Here is a 19,143-nt window from a genome sequence, read left to right on the forward strand (position 1 = left end):
CGGACGGGACCGCGACGGCACCCGGGCCGCAACCCTGGTCGGGGACGCTACCGGTTCCGGCACACCATCAGGAGGCGGAACCTTGTCACGACGTCATCACCGCACCGCGGGTCTGATCGCTGCCGTGGTCGCCGGAAGCCAGTTCATGACGCCGGGGGAAGCCCGGGCTGCGGGGGTGACACCGGCACCGGGTGCGGTGTCCGTGGTCGGGACCGTCGCGTCGGTCCGCACCGCCGACGCGTCGCTGGTGGTGACCCGCGCCTACAAGTTCCGCGACAGCCGGCCCAGGACGGTCAGGTTCACGCTGACGTCCGGCACCGCCGTCGTGGTCAACGGCGTCCCGGCCGGGTCCGGTGGGCTTGGAGGGCTCAGGGGGCTCAGTGGGGTGAAGACCGGCATGCAGGTCACCGTCACCGGCACCGTGAGCGGCGGCAACAACCTGGCCACGAGGGTGGTGGCGGGCACCGCCCGGAGGTGAAGGGCGCTGAAAGCCCGTGAAACCGCGGTGAAGGTCGCGGCCCGCACGATCGTCGCAGTCGTGGCGCACCAGCGTCACAGCGGCGGTTGGGAGGGAGGGACGTGGCTACCACCCCGTCCCCGTCGGCGATCGTGGCTACCGGGTTGCGCAAGTCGTTCGGTGACCACGTCGTGCTCGACGGAATCGACCTGGAGGTCCCGCGCGGGACGGTCTTCTCGTTGCTGGGGCCGAACGGGTCCGGCAAGACGACGACGGTGCGCATCCTGTCGACGCTCATCGGCGCCGACGGCGGGCAGGCGTCCGTCGCCGGGCACGACGTGGTCCGCGAGGCCGGCGCGGTGCGCGCCGCGATCGGGGTCACCGGGCAGTTCTCGGCGGTCGACGGGCTGCTCACCGGCGAGGAGAACCTCGCGCTCATGGCGGCCCTGCACCACCTCGGCCGGGCCGGCGGCCGGCGGCGGGTCGCCGACCTGCTGGAGCGGTTCGACCTGGTCGACGCGGCGAAGAAGGCCGCCGCGACCTACTCCGGCGGCATGCGGCGCCGGCTCGACCTGGCGATGACGCTGGTCGGCGACCCGAGCGTCATCTTCCTCGACGAGCCCACCACCGGGCTCGACCCGCGCAGCCGCCGGACCATGTGGCAGATCATCCGCAGGCTCGTCGCCGACGGGGTCACGGTGTTCCTGACCACGCAGTACCTCGACGAGGCCGACCAGCTCGCCGACCGCATCGCGGTGCTCGACGGCGGGCGGATCGTGGCCACCGGCACCGCCGAGCAGCTCAAGCGGCAGATCCCCGGCGGGCACATCCGGGTGCGGTTCGACACCGCCGAGGACCTGGACACCGCCGCGCGGCTGTTCGCGGGCTCGGCGCGGGACGACGAGGAGCTGGCGCTGCGCGTGCCGGGCGACGGCGGCGTCTCCTCGCTGCGGGTGCTGCTGGACCGGCTCGACGCCGCCTCCGTGCCCGTCGCCGACCTGTCCGTGCACACGCCGGACCTCGACGACGTGTTCTTCGCCCTGACCGGCCACCAGAGCAGCCGGACCGGGGACCAGCCCACCGCAACCACCGCCGCGAAGGAAGGCGCCCGATGAGCACCATGACCACCGCCGTCACCGACTCCGCCACGATGCTGCGCCGCAGCCTGCTGCACACGATGCGGTACCCCGCCTCGATGGTCACGTCCCTGCTCGTGCCGGTGCTGCTCCTGCTGCTGTTCGTCGGGGTCTTCGGCGGCGCGATCAACGCGGGCATCGCCGGTGGCAGCACCTACATCAACTACATCGTGCCGGGCATCCTGCTGGTGACCGCCGGGTACGGCGCCTCGACCACGGCGCTGGCGGTCAACAAGGACATGACCGAGGGCATCATCGACCGGTTCCGCACCATGCCGATCTCCCGGCAGTCGGTGCTGACCGGGCACGTCCTGGCCGCCACGATCCGCACGTTCCTGAGCCTGGCGCTCGTCGTCGGGGTGGCGCTGCTGATGGGGTTCCGGCCCACCACCGACCCGCTGCGGTGGCTCGGCGCGGCCGGTCTCGTGCTGCTGCTGGTCCTCGCGCTGACCTGGCTGGCGGTCGCGATCGGGCTGGTCTCCCCCACCCCCGAGGGCACCACGGGCTTCCTGCTGCTCGTGCAGGTGCTGCCGTTCGTCAGCAGCGCGTTCGTCACGACGGAGTCGATGTCGGGGGCGGTGCGCTGGTTCGCCGCCAACGAGCCCTTCACGCCGATCATCGACACGCTGCGGGCGCTGCTGATGGACACGCCCGTCGGTAACAGCGGCGGCATCGCGGTCGCCTGGTGTGTCGGGCTCTCCGCCGTCGGCTACCTGTGGGCGAGGTCCGTGTTCAACCGCGCTCCGCGCCGATAAGCGCGCGGCGCGCCAGCAGGACCGCGGACGCGGCCTCCCGCAGCGCGTCCCGCTCCAGCGCCGCGTAGTCCGACGCCGCCGAGACGTACTCGGCGGCGTCGGCCTGTTCCGCGAGGTCGCGGGCGTAGCCGGCGTGCATCGTCGGCTGGAAGCCCATCGTGAACCGGAACGCCTCCGCCAGGGCGATCATCCGCGCCGCGCACGCGGCGACCCTGGTGTCGCCGGTGCGCCGCCCGCGGTCCAGGTCGGCGACGGCCAGGGCGAGCAGCAGCGCGCCGTACACGGGGCCGCCGACCGCGTTGACGGTGCCGGAGCTCGCGAGCAGGCGTGCCAGGAGGTCCGGCAGGCCGTCGACGATGGCCGGGACGAGGTCGAGCCGGCCGTGCTGGGCGTGCGCGATCACCGTGGTGGCCCGCACCTCCATCGCCCAGCCCGCCGAGCCCGGCAGCTCCTGACCCTCGGCGGCGTCGAGCCGGGCCACGACCTCGCGCCACAGCGCGAGGCCGGCGTCGACGTCGCCGCGGGCGATCAGGATCTCCGCGCGGACCCCGGAGCCGAACATCATCGGGTCGTCGCCGGGGTCGTGGGCGCTCTGCACCGCCTGCTCGAGCAGGTCCTCCGCCTCGTCCAGCGCGCCGCGCTGCAGGCTCGCGAGGGCCATCGCACCGCGGACCCGCGACGCGCTGGACGGCACGCCGGGCCGGCGCAGCTGGTCCAGCACCGCCAGCGTCTCCGCGAGGTGCGCCGCCGCCTCCTCGCCGCGGCCGACCTCCACGAGCAGCTCACCGATGCGGGAGTGCGCGACGGCCCGCATCAGCGGGGTCGTGCGGGTGCCGAGCACCGCGAGCATCCTTCTGGCCGCCCGCAGCGCGCCATCGGTGTCCTGCCGCTGCTCGCACAGGTAGCTGGCGGCGCCGTACGCGATCCCGGCCAGCAGCGGCTCGTCGCTGTCGCAGAGCGCCCACAGCGCGGCCTCGTCGCGCGTCATGGCGCGCCGGACCGCGTCGGCCGCGCCGATCAGCGTGTCCGGCGTCGTGGGCGGCAGCCGGCGCAGGGCGACGAGGAACCGGCCCGGCATCGGCCCTCGCATGAGGAAGTCGTTCATCGCGCACAGCAGCGCCGCGGTGCGGGCCACCTCGACCAGCGCGGGTGCGGGCCGCACGTGCGACATGACCCATTCGACGTCGCGGGCCAGGGCCGTCATCCGCACGAAACTGCCCTCGACGGTCCACAGCGCCGCCAGTACACCTGCCGCGGCGGCGACGGCGGGACCATCGGCTCGGTCGACGGCGTGGCGCAGGGCGAGGACGAGATTGTCCTGCTCGGCGCGGACCCGCTCGACCTCCCTGACGAGGTCCGTGCCGAAGACCGCTCCGGCGTGCGCGACGCCGAACTCCCCCGCCCACGCGAGCAGCCCGTCGACGGCGCGACCGGTCCCGCCCGCCCGCTCCCGGTGCGCGGTGCTGAACTCCCGCACCGTCTCCAGCATCCGGAACCTGGTGCCGAACGGCGTGTCGGTGACCTTCAGCAGCGACTGGTCGGCGAGCTGCGTGAGCGCCAGCAGGACGTCGTCGCCACCTTCGGATTCGCCTTCGGCTTCGGCTTCGGCTTCGGCGAGGACGTGCCGGGCCGCGCCGGCGGTGAACCCGCCGGGGAACACGGACAGGGCGCGCATCGCCGCCCGGTCGGGCTCGGTGAGCAGGTTCCAGCTCCAGTCGATGACGGCGTGCAGCGTGTGGTGCCGCGGCGGCGCGTCCCTCGCCCCGCCGCGCAGCAGGGCCAGCCGGTCGTCGAGGCGGCGGGCCATCTCGGTCACCGACATGACCCGCACGCGGGCGGCGGCGAGCTCGACCGCGAGCGGCAGCCCGTCCAGGCGCGCGCACAGCTGCCGCACCACGTCGCCGGGCACGTCCGCGCCGGGCCGGGCGGCCCTCGCCCGCTGCCGGAACAGCTCGACGGTGGTGGCCAGGTCGAGCTCCGGCAGCGGGTACACCACCTCCGAGGACAACCCGAGCGGCGCCCGGCTGGTGGTCAGCACCCGCAGGTCGCCCGTCGCGGCCACGAGGTCCCGGACGAGGTCGGCGGCGCCGCGGACCACGTGCTCGCAGTTGTCCAGCACCAGCAGCGCCGGCCCGGTGCCGAGGGCGGCGGCGATCGCGGCGGCCGCCCCGGGACCGTCGGCGGGTGCGGCGACACCGAGCGCCGACGCGACCGCCGGGGCCACGTCCGCGTCGGCGGCGACACCCGCGAGCGCGACGAGCTGCACGACCGGCTGGCGGGCCTGGCGGCTGACCGCGTACGCGAGCCGGGTCTTGCCGAGCCCGCCGGTCCCGACGACCGACGCGACCCGGGACGTGGCAAGCAGCTCCGTGACCGCGGCGATGTCGTCGTCGCGGCCGAGCAGCGGGTTGGGGTCGTGCGGGACGCCGCGCCGCACCGCGGGTGCCTCGTCGCGCAGCAGCCGCCGGTGCACGTCCTGCAGGGCTGGGCCCGGGTCGGCGCCGAGCTCGTCGCGCAGCGTGGCCCGGTAGGTCTCGTACCGCTCCAGCGCCGCCGCGGTGCCGGCCGTCGCCGCCTCAGCGCGCAGCAGTTCGAGCAGCACCGCCTCGTCCTTCGGGCGCAGCGCGGCCGCCTCGGTCAGCGGGCCGACGGCCTCGGCGTGCCGGCCGAGCCGCGACAGCGCGACCGCCCGCGCGGCGAGCAGCGCGCGGCGCGTCCGGTCCCGCTCCGCACGCAGGACGGACAGCGGGTCGGCCAGGCCCGGGTCGGCCGGCTCGGCGCCGTCCCACAGCGCGAGCCCTTCCTCCGCGCGGGCGAGCGCCCCGGCGTGGTCCCCGCCCCGGGCCAGGTCCGCCGCGGCGGCCGCGTGCAGCAGCACCGCCTCGGTGTCCAGCAACGGCGCCGGCACCGCGAGCCGGTATCCGCCCGCGGTCCTGGCCACGATGTCGGCGCCGGCCTGCGCCCGCACCCGCGACACGACGACCTGCAGCGCCTTCGCCGGGTGCTCCGGCTGCTCGTCGGGCCACAGCCCGTCGACGAGCCTGGCGGTGCCGCAGCCGGTCCGCGGCTCCCCCGCCAGCAGCGCGAGCAGCCCGCACTGCCGCGGCCCGACGATGTCCCGGCCACGGTAGGCGACCCGCGACAGCAGGCGCAGCTCGACGCTCACGGCCCCAGGCTAGTGCCCGCCCACCCGGCGTTTCCGCCGTGCCCGGGGCCGCGACGCGGGACAGGCGCGGGTCACTGGACGTAGCAGGTTTTCTGGGTGCCGGGGACCGGGTCGCCGAAGACCGCGTTGGTGCACGGGGTGCCGCCGGTGACGGTGCGGTACGCGTACCGTCCCGCGGCGCCGTACGCGACCTGGCGGGTCCCGGTGAACGCGCACGTCGTCGACTCGGCCGCGCACGGGCTCCACGTGGTGGCCGACGGCGGCGGGGCGATCAGGAAGCACGCCTTCTGCACACCGGGCGCCGGGTCGCCGAAGACCGCGTTCGTGCAGGCCGTCCCGCCGGTGACGGTCAGGTGGCGGAACTGCCCCTGCGCCCCGAACGCCACCGTCGAGGTCCCCGCGAACGAGCACGTCCCGGTCTCCGCCGCGCACTGCTGCCAGCCGTTCCCGGCGGCCGGCAGGCCCAGCGTGAAGCAGGCCTTCGACACGTTCGGGACCGGGTCGCCGAACACGGTGTTCGTGCACGGCGTCGAGCCGGTGACGGTCAGGTACCGGAACTGTCCCTGCGCGCCGAACGCGACGGTCGCGGTGCCCGTGACCTGGCACGTCCCGGTCTCGGCGGCGCACTGCGTCCACGTCCCGGGCAGCGTCGGACCGGCGGCCGGGCCGAGGCTTCCGGTGAACTGCCACCGTCCCGAACCGACCGAGTACACCGTCTCCGCGCCCGTGGTGGTGACGACCGTCCCGCCGCCGGTGGTCGTGCCGCGGCCGAAGTTCGGGACGTGCACCGTCGCCGCCGACCCGACCGGCACGGTCACGTCCATCGTGATCTGCTGGCCCGACACCGTCCACGACGAGGCGACGACGCCGCGCACCGTGTCGATGGACGCGCTGACCGCCTGCAGCCCGGCCGGGACCCGCGGGTCGATGACGACGGTGCGGTAGGCCGGTGACCCCGGGCGGATGCCGGCGAGGACGGTGTAGAGCGACGCGTTGATGCCCGCGAACATCGCGTGGTCGTGGGTCTCCATCGACGACCGGTACATCCACTGCTCCCAGGGGCTCGTCGCCCCCATCCCGATCTCGAAGCCGAAGCCCGGGTAGGTCGTCTGGTTCAGGATCGTCATCGCCACGTCGGTGCGGCCGATGCCGGCGAGGGCGTCCATGAGGTACCGCGTGCCGAAGATCCCCGTGTCGAGGTGCCCCCCGTTGCGGTTGAGGACCGTGTCGGCGAGCCGGGCCCCGACCGCGGTGACGTTCGCGTCCGGGACCAGCCCGAAGGCGAGCGGCAGCACGCTGGTCGTCTGCCGGCCGCTGCTGTAGGAGGCGCCGTCGGCGTTGAGGAACCGTGCGTTGAAGGCCGCTTTGATGTCGCCGGCGAGCTGGCTGTAGCGGGTCGCGTCGCCGGCCTGCCCGAGCGCGGTCGCCGCCTTCGCGACGGTGAGCGCCTGCCGGTACGCCAGCGCCGTGTTCACCAGCGAGACCTCGCTGGTGCAGGCGCCGGCGCCGGGGCTGCCCAGGCCGCCGTTGGCGTTGGCGCTGAGATCGGGCGGGCACCAGTCGCCGAAGCCGGTCGTCCAGATGTGGCCGGGCAGGTTGCGGGCGTTCGTGTCGACGAACGTCTTCATCAACGGATAGTTCGCGGCCAGGACGGCCCGGTTGCCGTACTGCTCGTACAGCGTCCACGCCAGGGTGATCTGGTTGCCGCCCATGTCGGGCTGCTGCGCGTTGTGGGCGTCGCTGGGCAGCGCGGTGCCCGGCGGCATGTCGGCGAGGTACTTGGCGTAGAAGGCGTCCATCCCGAACTCCCGGGTCGACGCGTCGGAGTACGCCTGGACGTCCATGCCTGGCGGGGTCCGTTCGTCGCGGACGGGGGTGTCGGTCGGGACGCTCATCGAGTTGTTGAGGATGCCCCACCGGTTGTTCTGCCAGATGCGGTTCAGCAGCGCGTTCGACGACGAGAACGTGCCGGTGGACGCGACGTCCGCGTGCACGACCCGCCCGTCGAGGCTGTCCAGGGCCGGGGTCCCCGGGAATCCGGTCACCTCGACGTACCGGAAACCGTGGTAGGTGAACCTCGGCTCGTAGGTCTCGACGCCACCGGTGCCGGCCAGGACGAACGTGTCCGTGCTCGCGGCGTTGCGGTTGGTCGCGGTGTCGAGGGTCCCGTCGGCGTTCACCTCCTCGGCCGTTCGCATCCGGACGGTCGCGCCGGCCGCGCCCCGCACCCGCAGGCGTTGCCAGCCGGCGATGTTCTGCCCGAGGTCGTAGACGTACACGCCGGGCTGCGGCTGGGTGAGCCGCACCGGCTGGACGGTGCCCACGACCCGGACCGGCGGCAGGGTCGCGGCGGCCAGACGGCTCGACGGCGCGGCGACCGTCCGCACCGGCCGCCAGCCCGCGTCCTGGTAGCCGGCCCGGTCCCAGCCGGGCTTCTCCAGCCGGGCGTCGTAGGTCTCGCCGGCGTACAGGTCGTCGGCGGTGATCGGCCCGGTCGACCACTTCCACGCCGGGTCGCTGGTGACGGCCTGCCGGGTCCCGTCGGCGAACGTGACGTCGAGCAGCACGATCGCCTGCTTCGGCCCGGTCCAGCGGAAACCGTACTGGCTGAACCGCGGGCCGTAGCCGTTGCCGAGCCACACGCCGACGGCGTTGGCACCGGCCTGCACGGATCCCGTGACGTCGAAGGTCGTGTAGAGGTTGCGCTGGGTGTACGGCGTGCTGGCGGGGCTCAGCACGTGGTCGCCGACCTTGCCGCCGTTGAGCCGCAGCTCGAAGAAGCCGAGGCCGTAGACGTGCGCCCGGGCCTTGGCGACGGTCTTCGCCGGAAGGGTGAAGCCGGTCCTGAGGATCGGCGCGTCCGGTGTACCGGTGTCCGGGCTGATCCACTGTGCCCCCTGCCAGTCCGCGGCGGTGAGCAGGCCCATCTCCCATCGCGCAGGGGCGCTCCACGCCGACGGTGATCCCGCCGCGTCCCAGACCTGCACGCTCCAGTGGTAGGTCTGCGCGGACCGCAGCGCCGGCCCGCCGTAGGGGATCGCGACCGACTCGCCGCTGCCCACCGTGCCGCTGTCCCAGACGTCGGCGGCGCCCGGGGTCAGCCTGCCCGCGGCGGTGGCCACGAGGATGCGGTAGGCGGTCTGCCGTTCGCCGTTGACGGCGGAGGTGAGCTTCCAGCTGAGGCTCGGCTGGGGGTTGTCGATGCCGAGCGGGTCGGTGGTGTTGTCCACGCGCAGGTCGCCGGCGGAGATCCCGGCCGCGGCGGCGGCCGGGCGGGCGGTGCTGAGGGCGGCGGCCAGAGCGGCGAGCAGGACGGCTGGGACGAGGGCGCCGGCGAGCAGGCCGCGCGGGAACCGGCGGCGGGCAGGGTGCAGCGAACCGTGCACGATGCTGTGCCCCTTTCTGGGAACCGTGTCATGGCGGTGACACGGGTCGTCGGGGTGGGTCGCGGTCGAACGGGTTAAAACGTTTCAACCAACGATGTCCTTCACTGTATCGATGCATAGCGCTCCCACTCAAGGGGGCGGACGCCTGTACGCCGTGAGGGGTGCCTGGGCACCCCTCACGGGTCTCAGACGAGCAGCTCCAGCGGGCCGCGGAGGAAGTAGATGATGAACATGACCGCGACGCCGTAGAGCAGCGGGTGGACGTCGCGGGCCTTGCCGGCGGCGAGCTTGATGACGACGAAGGAGACGACGCCGGCGCCGATGCCGTTGGAGATGGAGTACGTGAACGGCATGAGGATGATGGTGAGGAACGCCGGCAGGGCGATCTCGTAGTCCGACCAGTCGATGGAGCGGACCGTGGTCATCATGAGGAAGCCGACGACGACGAGGGCGACCGACGCCGCCTCGAAGGGCACCACCGTCACCAGCGGCGCGAAGAACATCGCGACGAGGAACAGCGCGCCGGTGACCAGGCTCGCCACGCCGGTGCGGGCGCCCTCGGCGACGCCGGCGGCGCTCTCGATGTAGGTGGTGTTGCTGGACGTGCTCGCCGCGCCGCCCGCGGCGGCGGCGACGGAGTCCACGAGCAGGATCTCGCGGGTGCGCGGCGGCATGCCCTGCTCGTCGAGCATGTCACCCTCCTGGGCGACCGCGACCATCGTGCCCATCGTGTCGAAGAAGTCGGTGATCAGCAGGGTGAACACGAACATGATCACGATCAGGACGCCGGCGGTCTGCCAGGAGTGCAGGACGTTGAAGTGGCCCAGCAGGGACAGGTCGGGCTTGTCGATGATCTTGTCCGGCACGACGGGGACGTTGAGGCTCCAGCCCTTCGGGTTGGGCTTGTCGTCCACGAACGACGGGCCGGCCTTCGCGATCGCCTCGATGACGATGGCGAGGACCGTGGAGGCGAGGATGCCGATGAGGATCGCGCCGCGCACCTTGCGCACCACAAGCACGACGGTGAGCAGCAGACCGACGCCGAACGCGAGCGCGGGCCAGCTGATCAGCTTGCCGCCGATGCCGAGGCCGACCGGGACGGTGGTGTTGGCCACGTCCGGCACGCGCCGCACGAAGCCCGCATCGACGAAGCCGATGAGCGCCAGGAACAGCCCGATGCCGACGCCGATGGCGGTCTTCAGCTGCGTCGGGACGGCCCGGAACACCGCCTCCCGGAGCCCGGTCAGCACCAGGATACCGATGAGCACGCCCTCGATCACGACCAGGCCCATCGCGTCGGCCCAGGTCATGTGGGGTGCGATCTCGAAGGCCACGAGCGCGTTGACGCCCAGGCCGGCGGCGAGCGCGAGGGGGAAGCGGGCGACGACGCCCATCAGGATCGTCACGACCCCGGCGACGAGCGCCGTCGCCGAGGCGACCGCGGCGATGGCGAGCTTGCCGCCGGTGCTGTCGACACCGCTGCCGAGGATGAGGGGGTTGAGCACGACGATGTAGGCCATCGTGAAGAACGTCGCGAGACCGCCGCGGATCTCGCGGCTCATCGTCGAGCCTCGCGCACTGATCTCGAAGAACCGGTCGAAGCCGTTGCGCGGCTCCGCGCGGGTCGTGTCCATGTATTGCCTCCCTGGAACTGGTCCTGACCCCCCGACGCGCGATGATCCCATCTGTACGGCCGGAATCAAGGTCAGGCATGTTTCGTGCGTGCGACGGCGGTCAGATGCGCGCGTGCGCACTTCTCTGAACCGCTCCGCCCTGGTCCTGCCGCCGTTCGCCCTCGCGGTCCTCGTCGCGGTGTGGGGGCGCGACATACCGATCCCCGTCGAGGTCGTCGTGGTGGCGCTCCTGGCAGGGTCCGTACTGGCCGCGGTGCATCACGCGGAGGTCGTCGCCCACCGGGTCGGGGAGCCGTTCGGCGCGCTCATCCTCGCCGTCGCGGTGACCGTCATCGAGGTCGGCCTGATCATCACCCTGATGGTGACCGGCGGTTCCGGCACGGAGACCCTGGCCCGCGACACCGTCTTCGCCGCCGTGATGATCACCTGCAACGGCATCGTTGGGCTGTCACTGCTGGTCGCGGCGCTGCGCACCCGCATCGCGGTGTTCAACGCCGAGGGGACGGGCGCCGCGCTCGCCGCGGTCATCACCCTCGCGACCCTCAGCCTGGTCCTGCCGACGTTCACCACCAGCGCGCCGGCGCCGCAGTTCACCGGTCCGCAGCTGGCGTTCGCGGCGGTCGCGTCGCTCGCCCTGTACGCGCTGTTCGTGCTCGTCCAGAACGTGCGGCACCGCGAGAGCTTCCTGCCGGTCAACGACGCCGAGGAGGAGCACGCGGCGGCTCCTGCGCCGCGTCAGGCGCTCACCAGCCTCGTGCTGCTGGTCGTCGCGCTGGTGTCGGTGGTCGGCCTGGCGAAGGTGGAGTCGGGCACGATCGAGGCCGGCGTCGCGCGGGCCGGGCTCCCCCAGTCGTTCGTCGGGGTCGTCATAGCCGTGCTGATCCTGCTGCCGGAGACCCTCGCGGCGGTCCGCAACGCTCGCCGCGACCTGGTGCAGATCAGCCTCAACCTGGCCCTCGGGTCGGCGATCGCCAGCATCGGGCTGACGATCCCGTCGATCGCGCTCGCCTCGATCTGGCTCAGCGGCCCGCTGGTCCTCGGCCTCGGCGCCACCCAGATCGTGCTGCTCACCCTCACCGCGGGTGTCGGTATCCTCACCGTCATGCCGGGCCGCGCGACCCTGCTGCAGGCGGCGGTGCACCTGTCGATCTGTGCCGCCTTCCTCTTCCTCGCCGCCAGCCCATGACGACCGGCGAGGGGCCGGTGCACGGGCGGTGGGGCGGACGCGGATACCCTCTTGTCTGACATTGTCAGTAATCGAGGAAGGTCGGGAATGATCGAACCAGTGCGGCTGCCGTCTCCGTGGTGTGACGAGCCCCTGACCGTCGTCGTCCCGACCTACAACGAGGCGGGCAACCTGCCACGGCTGGTCGAGCGGCTGCTCGCCCTGCCGCTGCCGGGGCTGAGCATCCTCGTCGCCGACGACAACTCCCCGGACGGCACCGGCGAGGTCGCGGAGAAGCTCGCCGTCGAGCACCCCGGGCGGATCCGGGTGCTGCACCGGCCCGGCAAGGAGGGCCTCGGCAGGGCGTACGTCGACGGCATCGGCCACGCGATCGCGGACGGCGCCAAGTTCGTCGCGCAGATGGACGCCGACCTGTCGCACCCGCCGGAGGCGCTGCCCGGCATGCTCGGGGCACTGCTGTCCACCAACGCCGGTGTGGTCATCGGCTCACGCTACGTGCCCGGCGGGCAGCTCGACGAGAAGTGGCCGCTGTACCGGCGGGCGCTCAGCGGCTGGGCCAACCTGTACGTGCACACCCTGCTGCAGGTGCGGATCCGGGACCTGACCGCCGGGTTCAAGATCTGGCGGGTGGACGCGCTGGAGGCGATCGGCCTGGACCGGGTCCAGTCCAACGGCTACAGCTTCCAGGTCGAGATGCACTTCCTGGCGACCAAGCTCGGGCAGACCATCATCGAGGTGCCGATCCGCTTCGAGGAGCGCACCGACGGCGTGTCGAAGATGACCACGGCCACGAAGATCGAGAGCGCGACGATGCCGTTCAAGCTGCGCCTGCGGCACCGCAAGATCCAGCGCCGCCGGCCGGCCGGCTGACTTAGGACCTGTTTCATAAGGGATGGCCGGGCTGCGGCGGGCCCAGACGCCGCCTGGAACCACGCCGGTCACACCCGGATACAACACCGGTATCCGGGCGCGCCCGTCGCGGCCCCAGATCGACGCCTGGACCTCGCCTCGCCTCGACCCCCCTTATGAAACAGGCCCTAAGCGGACACCGGGAGCGAGCTGGTCTTCAGCCAGGCGGTCAGCTCGCCCGGTGGCATCGGGCGGGCGTAGTGGTAGCCCTGCGCGACGTCGCAGCCGAGCTCCTGCAGCGCGGCGACGTGCGCGGCGCCCTCGACGCCCTCCGCGACGACCGACATGCCCAGGTTGTGGCCGAGCTCGATCGCGCCGCGGACCAGCACCGCGTCCTCCGGGTCGTCGTCCATGTGCATGACGAACGTGCGGTCGACCTTCAGCTCGTCGACGGGCAGGCTCTTGAGGTACGCCATCGAGGAGTACCCGGTGCCGTAGTCGTCGATCGACAGCCGCACGCCGAGGCGGTGCAGGGCGACGAGCGTCTCGGTGGCGAGGGCCGGGTTCGCCATGACGGCGGTCTCGGTCACCTCGAGGCGCAGCAGGCCGGCGGGCAGGTCGTGCTCGTCCAGCAGCCGCGTCACGTGGCCGACCAGGTCGGGGTCCAGCAGGCAGCGCGGCGACAGGTTGACGGCGATCGGCACGACGAGACCGTCGTCGAGCCAGGCGCGGGCCTGCGCGACGGCGAGGCGCAGCACGTACAGGGTGAGCCGGGTGATGAGACCGGTGCTCTCCGCGACCGGGATGAACTCCGCGGGCGGGATCTGCCCGCGCGTCGGGTGCGCCCACCGCACGAGCGCCTCCGCACCCGACGGGCGGCCGTCGTCCAGCCGGATCTTCGGCTGGTAGTGCAGGGTGAGCTGGTCGGTGACGTCGAGGGCGCGGCGCAGGTCGCCGAGCAGCAGCAGCCGGTTGCCGTCCTCGATGTGCATGTTCGGCCGGTACAGGGTGGCACCGGTCTTGCTGTCCTTCGCCGCGTACATGGCGATGTCGGCGCAGCGCAGCAGCGCGTCGGTGTCGCTCGCGTGCTCGGGCGCCACGGCGATGCCGATGCTGACCTCCACGTCGACGGCGACGTCATCGAGCGTGAAGGTGCGGTGCAGCTCGCCCTGCAACCGGGTGGCCAGCGCCGCGGCGTCGGCGGCGGACGCGCCGGGCAGCAGCACCGCGAACTCGTCGCCGGACAGCCGCGCGACGACGTCCCCGGCGCGCAACGCCCCGGTGGTGCGGACCGCGACCTGCCGCAGCAGCTCGTCGCCGTACTGGTGACCGAGGGTGTCGTTGACCTCCTTGAACCGGTCGAGGTCCAGCAGCAGGACGGCGAGCGCCGAGTCGGGCGAGCGCAGCGCGTCGCCGGTGCGTTCGGTGAAGAGCGTCCGGTTGGGCAGGCCGGTCAGCGCGTCGTGCGACGCGTGGTACTTGTGCTCGGCGGCGTGCCGCACGAGGCGGCGCTGGTAGCCGCCGGCGATGACGCCGAACACGACCAGCAGCGCCAGCCCGACGCCGAACGTGCCGGTCGTGGCGGTGAAGACGACGCCCTCGACGCGGTGCAGGTCGCGCATCGCCTGGGCCGCCTCGGCCGCGCTGGCGGTGGTGGCGGTGTGGACGAGGGCACCGATCTGGTCCGCGACCGGGTCGACGTCCGCCTCGTCGATGCGGGCCGCACCCGCGGTGTCGCCACGGTCGGCGGCCTCGAACACCCGCGCGACCGCGGTCAGGTAGGTCGCGTGCAGCTCCCGCACCCGGGCGGCGAGCGCCCGGTCCTCGGCCCCGCCGCGCTGCTCGACGTCGTGCAGCGCCACGTCGAGCGCGCCGGCCGCGCCGCGGTGCAGCTCCCGGGCCGCCACGCCGGGTTCGAGGCGGTACTGCTGGTCGGCGATCTTCTCCAGGGCGACGGCGTCGTCGGCCAGGTCGTACGCGGCGGCGAGCGCCGTCGCGTGGACGGCGGCGTTCGCGGAGGCGCGGGTGCGGTTCGTGCCGACGACACTGACGCCGGTCAGGCCGAGCAGGACGGCGGCGAGGCCGACCACGGCACCGCGCCGGAGCAGTCCGGTTGGTCGTCGCACGCCACGCTCCCCCTGTCCAACGGTCCGGCTGCTCCATCGCCCGAAGCGCCGATCCTGCCATCGGCACCCGGTGCCCGCACCTGATCCATAGGGCCAGGAGCAAACCGGTTGCGTGGAGGGGGATGCCCTACTGCATCGAGAGGTGCACGTGGTTGTAGTGGTCGCCGGCGGGGGTGCCGTCGCCGCCGTAGGACTTCCAGCCGCTGCTCGGCTGCCAGATCCGCTTGTACCAGATGACGTACTTGACGCCGAGGTTCTTCGCGTTGGCGACGCACCAGGCGGCCAGGGCATCGCCGTACTGCTGGTCGGCGCCGGTGGCGCGGGCGTTGACGAAGGTCTTGGCGTTGGCGGAGAAGTCGCAGGCCTTGCCGGCCGGGTGGTCACCGCCCCCGCCGCTGCGGAAGCAGGACGTGTAGTGGGTGTAGCCCGCTTTGCGCGCCTCGTTGTAGGCGTTGAGCATCCGCGGGCTGATGCACCCGGTCGTGGTCGGGTCGTCCTGGGTGCAGCCCTGGCTGGAGTAGGAGCCGTCGCCGTTGCGGCCGACCGGGTTGGTGGTGACCTTGCCGCCGCCCGGCGCGCCGGTCACGGTGCCCCCGCCGCCCGCCTTCTTCAGGGCGTCCTCGGCGGCCTTCTTGTTCGTCTCCATGATCTTCAGCTGGGCCTGCTGGTTGGCGATCGCCGCGGCGATGTCCGCCTTCTGCTGCTCCAGCTTCTTGCGCGTCTCGGCCAGCTCGCGCAGTGACTTGTCGTCACGGTACAGCATGTACTGCACCGTGGTCATGCCGTGGATGGTGGCCTCCGGCGAGTCGCCGGCGAGGACCACGTTGGTCAGGCTGATCCGGCGCCCGCGGTAGGCGGCGTTGGCCACCGATCCGGCCGCCGCCTCCAGCTCGCCGACCTGGGTCTGCGTCGCCGCCAGCTGCCCGTTGACGGCGGCCTCGTCGGCGACGGACTTGTCGAGGCGGCCCTTGGCGTCGTTGTACTCGGCGTTGGCCTTGTCGAGCGCCTGGCGGACGGTGAGATTCTGCCCGCCGTCCTCGCCCGGCTCCGCGGCAGCGGGGTCGGCGACCCAGACCACCCCCACGATCACGGTGGCCAGCAGCAGCATCAGAAACCTGGGCAGGCGCCCGGTCGGAAGCGTCAGCATCGTCGCCAGCATAGCCATCCGCCCGGACGGCGCCACTCGGCGCAAAAACACCGAAATGTCGGTCATGCAGCGGTTTTACGGCCGCCGCCCTCCGCCGCCCGGGGGTCGTACGGGTGGACGCGCCAGGGTAACCTGCCCCTCGATGACGCACACCACACTCCCGCGCCTGCGGTCGGCCGCGGCGCTGGTCGCCGCGGCGGCGCTGCTGTTGACCGCCTGCACCGACAAGGCGTCCCCGAGCAAGACGCAGCAGCAGGCCTCGGCGAGCCCGAAGGCGCCTGCGCTGCCGGTGGAGCTCGCGATCAGCGGCCCGGCCGACGGCGCCGCCAACGTGCCCACCGCCGTCGACCTGGCGTACACCGCCACCAACGCGGCGGACGTCACCGTGAAGCTCACCGACGCGGGCGGGGCGGAGGTCGCCGGCGCGCTCCGCGCCGACGGCAAGGCGTGGCAGCCGGCCGCGCAGCTCAAGTACGGCACCAAGTACACCGCGACGGTCACCGCCACCTCGACGGACGGCAAGCCGACGACGGCGACGACGGCGTTCACGACCATGGCGAAGCCGTCGAAGCTGGGCAAGGTCACCAGCATCATCAACGACAAGCAGGTCGTCGGCGTCGGGATGCCGGTCATCATCACGTTCGGCGTCGACGTCGCGCCGGCCCAGCGCGCCGCCGTGCAGCAGCGCATCCAGGTGGTCAGCGACCCGCCGCAGGAGGGCGCCTTCAACTGGTTCACCGGCAAGGAGCTGCACTTCCGCCCGAAGGAGTACTGGCAGACCGGCACGAAGCTCCAGGTCAACGCGCGCACCGGCGGCACGAACCTGGACGGCAAGTGGTGGGGCGAGCGCGACGTGTCGTTCACCGCGACGGTCGGGCCGAAGTTCGTCATGGAGGTCGACAACGCCACCAAGCAGATGACCGTCACGCAGGACGGCCAGCTGCTGCGGACCATCCCGGTGAGCCTCGGCCGCCCGAAGAACCCGTCGGCCAGCGGCAACTTCATCGTCATGATCAAGAACGAGTGGGAGTGGTTCGACTCCTCCACTTACGGCGTCCCGGCCGACTCCGCCGCGGGCTACCGCACCAAGGTGTACTGGCCGCAGCGGCTCACCTGGGACGGCGAGTACATCCACTCGGCCCCGTGGTCCGAGGGCGACCAGGGCAAGCGCAACGTGTCCCACGGCTGCACCAACATCTCCGCCGCGCACGCGGAGTGGCTGTGGAAGCAGACCCGCATCGGCGACCCGGTGATCATCAAGGGCACCGAGGAGCAGGTGAAGTGGGGCAACGGCTGGACGGACTGGTCGACGAGCTGGGACCAGTACGTCAAGGGCAGCGCCGTGCCTTACGTCGCCCCGTCGGCCTCCGCATCGGCATCGGCTTCGGCGTCACCGTCGCCCTCGGCCGGCTGAGGTCAGCGGGCGATCTCGACGCCCTGGACGCCGTCCAGCAGGCGCAGGGACTCCGCGATCGCCGGTAGTGACGTGTTGTTGTCGCCCTGCGCGGTGAGCACGATCGACTGGTCGTGGCCGGCGTAGTCGACGCGCAGCACGTGGACGCCCGGCAGCGCCTCCAGGGCTTCCCGCTCCACCACGTCGAGCGGGAAGTCCGGGGCGAGCGTCAGCGTCACCTGGACGCGGTGCCGGTCCGGCAGCCAGTTGGCCTCCGCGACCTTGAACAGCCACAGGGCGGCGAGCGCCGCTGCGGTGACCGTGCCCGCCGCCCAGAACAGCTCCAGGCCGGTCGCGAGCCCGATCGCGGCGGTCACCCACAGCGACGCCGCGGTCGTCAGCCCGCTGATGTTGACGCCCTCCTTGAAGATGGCGCCGGCGCCGAGGAAGCCGATGCCCGTGACGACCTGCGCGGCGATGCGGGTCGGGTCACTGCCGGCCTCCTTGCCGGCGATGGTGAACAGGGCCGCGCCGGCGGCGACGAGCATGTGGGTGCGCAGTCCGGCGGGCTGGGCACCCAGCTCCCGCTCCAGGCCCACGGCGGCGCCGAGCGCAACGGCGACCAGCAGCGTGAGGATGACGGTCCAGTCCATCCGACACTCTTACCCTCCGCGGGGCGTTCCCGCCACCGCTGTCCAACGCTGTCCGACGGTGTCCAGGATCGGGGGTGGGCGGTGGGGCCGGGCGCCGAGCATGGATGCGGCGTGATCGACGCCCATCACCGAAAGGCTCACGATGCGACTGTCCCGGTTCCTCGCCCTGCTCACCGCCGGGCTCCTGGCGCTCGCCCCGGCGCCCGCCCTCGCCGCAACGGTCCTCACCGCGCCGGTCGACGTGCAGGCGCTGCACGTCGCCGACACGAGCGCCGACCTGCAGTGGTCGCACGACCTGCTCGCCGAGCAGGACGTGGTCGAGCGCAAGGTCGGCGGCACCTGGACCGAGTACGCCCGCGGCCTGTTCAACGGCATCACCCTGACCGGCCTGCAGCGGGGCACCACGTACACGTTCCGGGTGTACTCGCTGCCGACGGCGTCGTCCGGGTACGTCGCGAGCCCGCCGTCGGCGCCGGTCACGTTCACGACGCTGGCCGCGCCGGACAGCACCCCGCCGACGGCGCCGAGCGCCCCGCTTTTCAGCAGCATCACCACCAACGGGGTGTCGATGGTCTGGGGCGAGTCGACCGACAACGTCCAGGTCGGCGGGTACCACCTCCAGCAGCTGATCGGTGGCGTCTGGACGACGATCCGCACCGCCGACTGGTCCAGCCGCTTCTACCGGGTCACGGGCCTGACGGGAGGCACCGCGTACACGTTCGCGGTCGTCGCGTTCGACACGAACGGCAACCTGTCCGCCCGCTCGCCCGCGGCCACCGTCACCACCCTCGCGTACACGGCCGCGCCGACCTGCAAGGTCCAGGTCGTGCTGTTCAGTCCCGGGTTCCTCGTCAACGTCACGATCACCAACACGACCGCCGCGCCGGTCACCGGCTGGACGATCGGTTTCACGCTCGCCTCGACGGCGGTCACGTACAACACGTTCGGCGCGATCCTCACCCGCTCCGGGAACACCGGCACGCTCACCCCGAACGCGTGGAGCACCACGATCAGCCCCGGCGGCCAGGCGATGCCCGGGTTCACCGGCGGGGCCACCCCCTTCACCCCGCCGGCAAGTTTCACGCTCAACGGCGCCCCGTGCACCATGGCGTGACGCCGTGACCTGGTGCGCGGGGTCCGCCGCCCGGCGACCCCGCGCACCGCGGGCGCGTCCCCGGCCTACGCTGCCGGCATCGACACCCGCGCCGCCCTTCTCGCGCCGGACGCGGTCGCGGCGGGGGGCGCGACCGCCCAC

13 protein-coding genes are annotated in these 19,143 nt (G+C 72.7%); 7 read left to right on the forward strand and 6 right to left on the reverse strand.

Annotated features, from left to right (window positions below; translation table 11 throughout):
- Window positions 1-202 precede the first annotated feature (202 nt).
- From ABZ321_RS36875 to ABZ321_RS36885, 3 genes are all read left to right on the forward strand, one after another.
- Complete coding sequence (locus tag ABZ321_RS36875) at window positions 203-478, forward strand: hypothetical protein (RefSeq protein ID WP_354900136.1); 276 nt, start codon at window positions 203-205, stop codon at window positions 476-478.
- 101 nt (window positions 479-579) lie between these two features.
- Window positions 580-1,572, forward strand: coding sequence for an ATP-binding cassette domain-containing protein (locus ABZ321_RS36880; protein ID WP_344512668.1), 993 nt, complete (start codon window positions 580-582; stop codon window positions 1,570-1,572).
- Entirely contained in the window at window positions 1,569-2,348 is a 780-nt protein-coding gene (locus ABZ321_RS36885) for an ABC transporter permease (RefSeq protein ID WP_354900138.1), read from the forward strand. Before ABZ321_RS36880 ends, ABZ321_RS36885 begins: the two co-directional genes overlap by 4 nt.
- Here the strand turns inward: ABZ321_RS36885 and ABZ321_RS36890 are convergent.
- The 3 genes from ABZ321_RS36890 to ABZ321_RS36900 all read right to left on the reverse strand — a co-directional run bounded on the left by ABZ321_RS36890 (window position 2,326) and on the right by ABZ321_RS36900 (window position 10,534).
- Window positions 2,326-5,514, reverse strand: a complete 3,189-nt coding sequence (locus ABZ321_RS36890; RefSeq protein WP_354900140.1) for a BTAD domain-containing putative transcriptional regulator — start codon at window positions 5,512-5,514, stop codon at window positions 2,326-2,328. The two genes, ABZ321_RS36885 and ABZ321_RS36890, sit on opposite strands and share 23 nt — an antisense overlap.
- A gap of 71 nt (window positions 5,515-5,585) precedes the next feature.
- Window positions 5,586-8,900 carry a family 78 glycoside hydrolase catalytic domain gene (locus tag ABZ321_RS36895; protein ID WP_354900142.1) on the reverse strand — a complete coding sequence of 1,105 codons (3,315 nt, stop codon included), beginning with the start codon at window positions 8,898-8,900 and terminating at the stop codon, window positions 5,586-5,588.
- 185 nt (window positions 8,901-9,085) lie between these two features.
- Window positions 9,086-10,534, reverse strand: coding sequence for an NCS2 family permease (locus ABZ321_RS36900; protein WP_354900144.1), 1,449 nt, complete (start codon window positions 10,532-10,534; stop codon window positions 9,086-9,088).
- 112 nt (window positions 10,535-10,646) lie between these two features.
- On the opposite strand from ABZ321_RS36900, the gene ABZ321_RS36905 reads away from it, so the two are divergent.
- Together ABZ321_RS36905 and ABZ321_RS36910 are read left to right on the forward strand one after the other, a co-directional pair.
- The gene (locus tag ABZ321_RS36905) at window positions 10,647-11,720 is read left to right on the forward strand and encodes an ionic transporter y4hA (RefSeq protein WP_354900146.1); all 1,074 of its coding nucleotides are present in this window, start codon (window positions 10,647-10,649) and stop codon (window positions 11,718-11,720) included.
- 87 nt (window positions 11,721-11,807) lie between these two features.
- Window positions 11,808-12,590, forward strand: coding sequence for a polyprenol monophosphomannose synthase (locus ABZ321_RS36910; RefSeq protein WP_344512657.1), 783 nt, complete (start codon window positions 11,808-11,810; stop codon window positions 12,588-12,590).
- A 167-nt stretch (window positions 12,591-12,757) separates the two neighbouring features.
- Here the strand turns inward: ABZ321_RS36910 and ABZ321_RS36915 are convergent, their stop codons facing one another.
- Window positions 12,758-14,695, reverse strand: coding sequence for an EAL domain-containing protein (locus ABZ321_RS36915; protein WP_344512655.1), 1,938 nt, complete (start codon window positions 14,693-14,695; stop codon window positions 12,758-12,760).
- Between the two features lie 127 nt (window positions 14,696-14,822).
- Window positions 14,823-15,842 (reverse strand): hypothetical protein, encoded by a 1,020-nt coding sequence (locus ABZ321_RS36920; RefSeq protein ID WP_354900148.1) that lies wholly within the window; start codon window positions 15,840-15,842, stop codon window positions 14,823-14,825.
- 142 nt (window positions 15,843-15,984) lie between these two features.
- Here ABZ321_RS36920 and ABZ321_RS36925 point away from each other — a divergent pair, with 142 nt between their 5' ends.
- Entirely contained in the window at window positions 15,985-17,256 is a 1,272-nt protein-coding gene (locus ABZ321_RS36925; RefSeq protein WP_354900150.1) for an Ig-like domain-containing protein, read from the forward strand.
- Between the two features lie 2 nt (window positions 17,257-17,258).
- On the opposite strand, the gene ABZ321_RS36930 is transcribed toward ABZ321_RS36925, so the two are convergent.
- The gene (locus ABZ321_RS36930) at window positions 17,259-17,888 is read right to left on the reverse strand and encodes an MgtC/SapB family protein (protein WP_354900152.1); all 630 of its coding nucleotides are present in this window, start codon (window positions 17,886-17,888) and stop codon (window positions 17,259-17,261) included.
- Between the two features lie 142 nt (window positions 17,889-18,030).
- Here ABZ321_RS36930 and ABZ321_RS36935 point away from each other — a divergent pair, with 142 nt between their 5' ends.
- Complete coding sequence (locus tag ABZ321_RS36935; RefSeq protein ID WP_354900154.1) at window positions 18,031-19,002, forward strand: cellulose binding domain-containing protein; 972 nt, start codon at window positions 18,031-18,033, stop codon at window positions 19,000-19,002.
- Window positions 19,003-19,143: the final 141 nt, after the last annotated feature.

It is taken from the genome of Dactylosporangium sp. NPDC006015 (assembly GCF_040614215.1).
GTDB lineage: Bacteria > Actinomycetota > Actinomycetes > Mycobacteriales > Micromonosporaceae > Dactylosporangium > Dactylosporangium maewongense.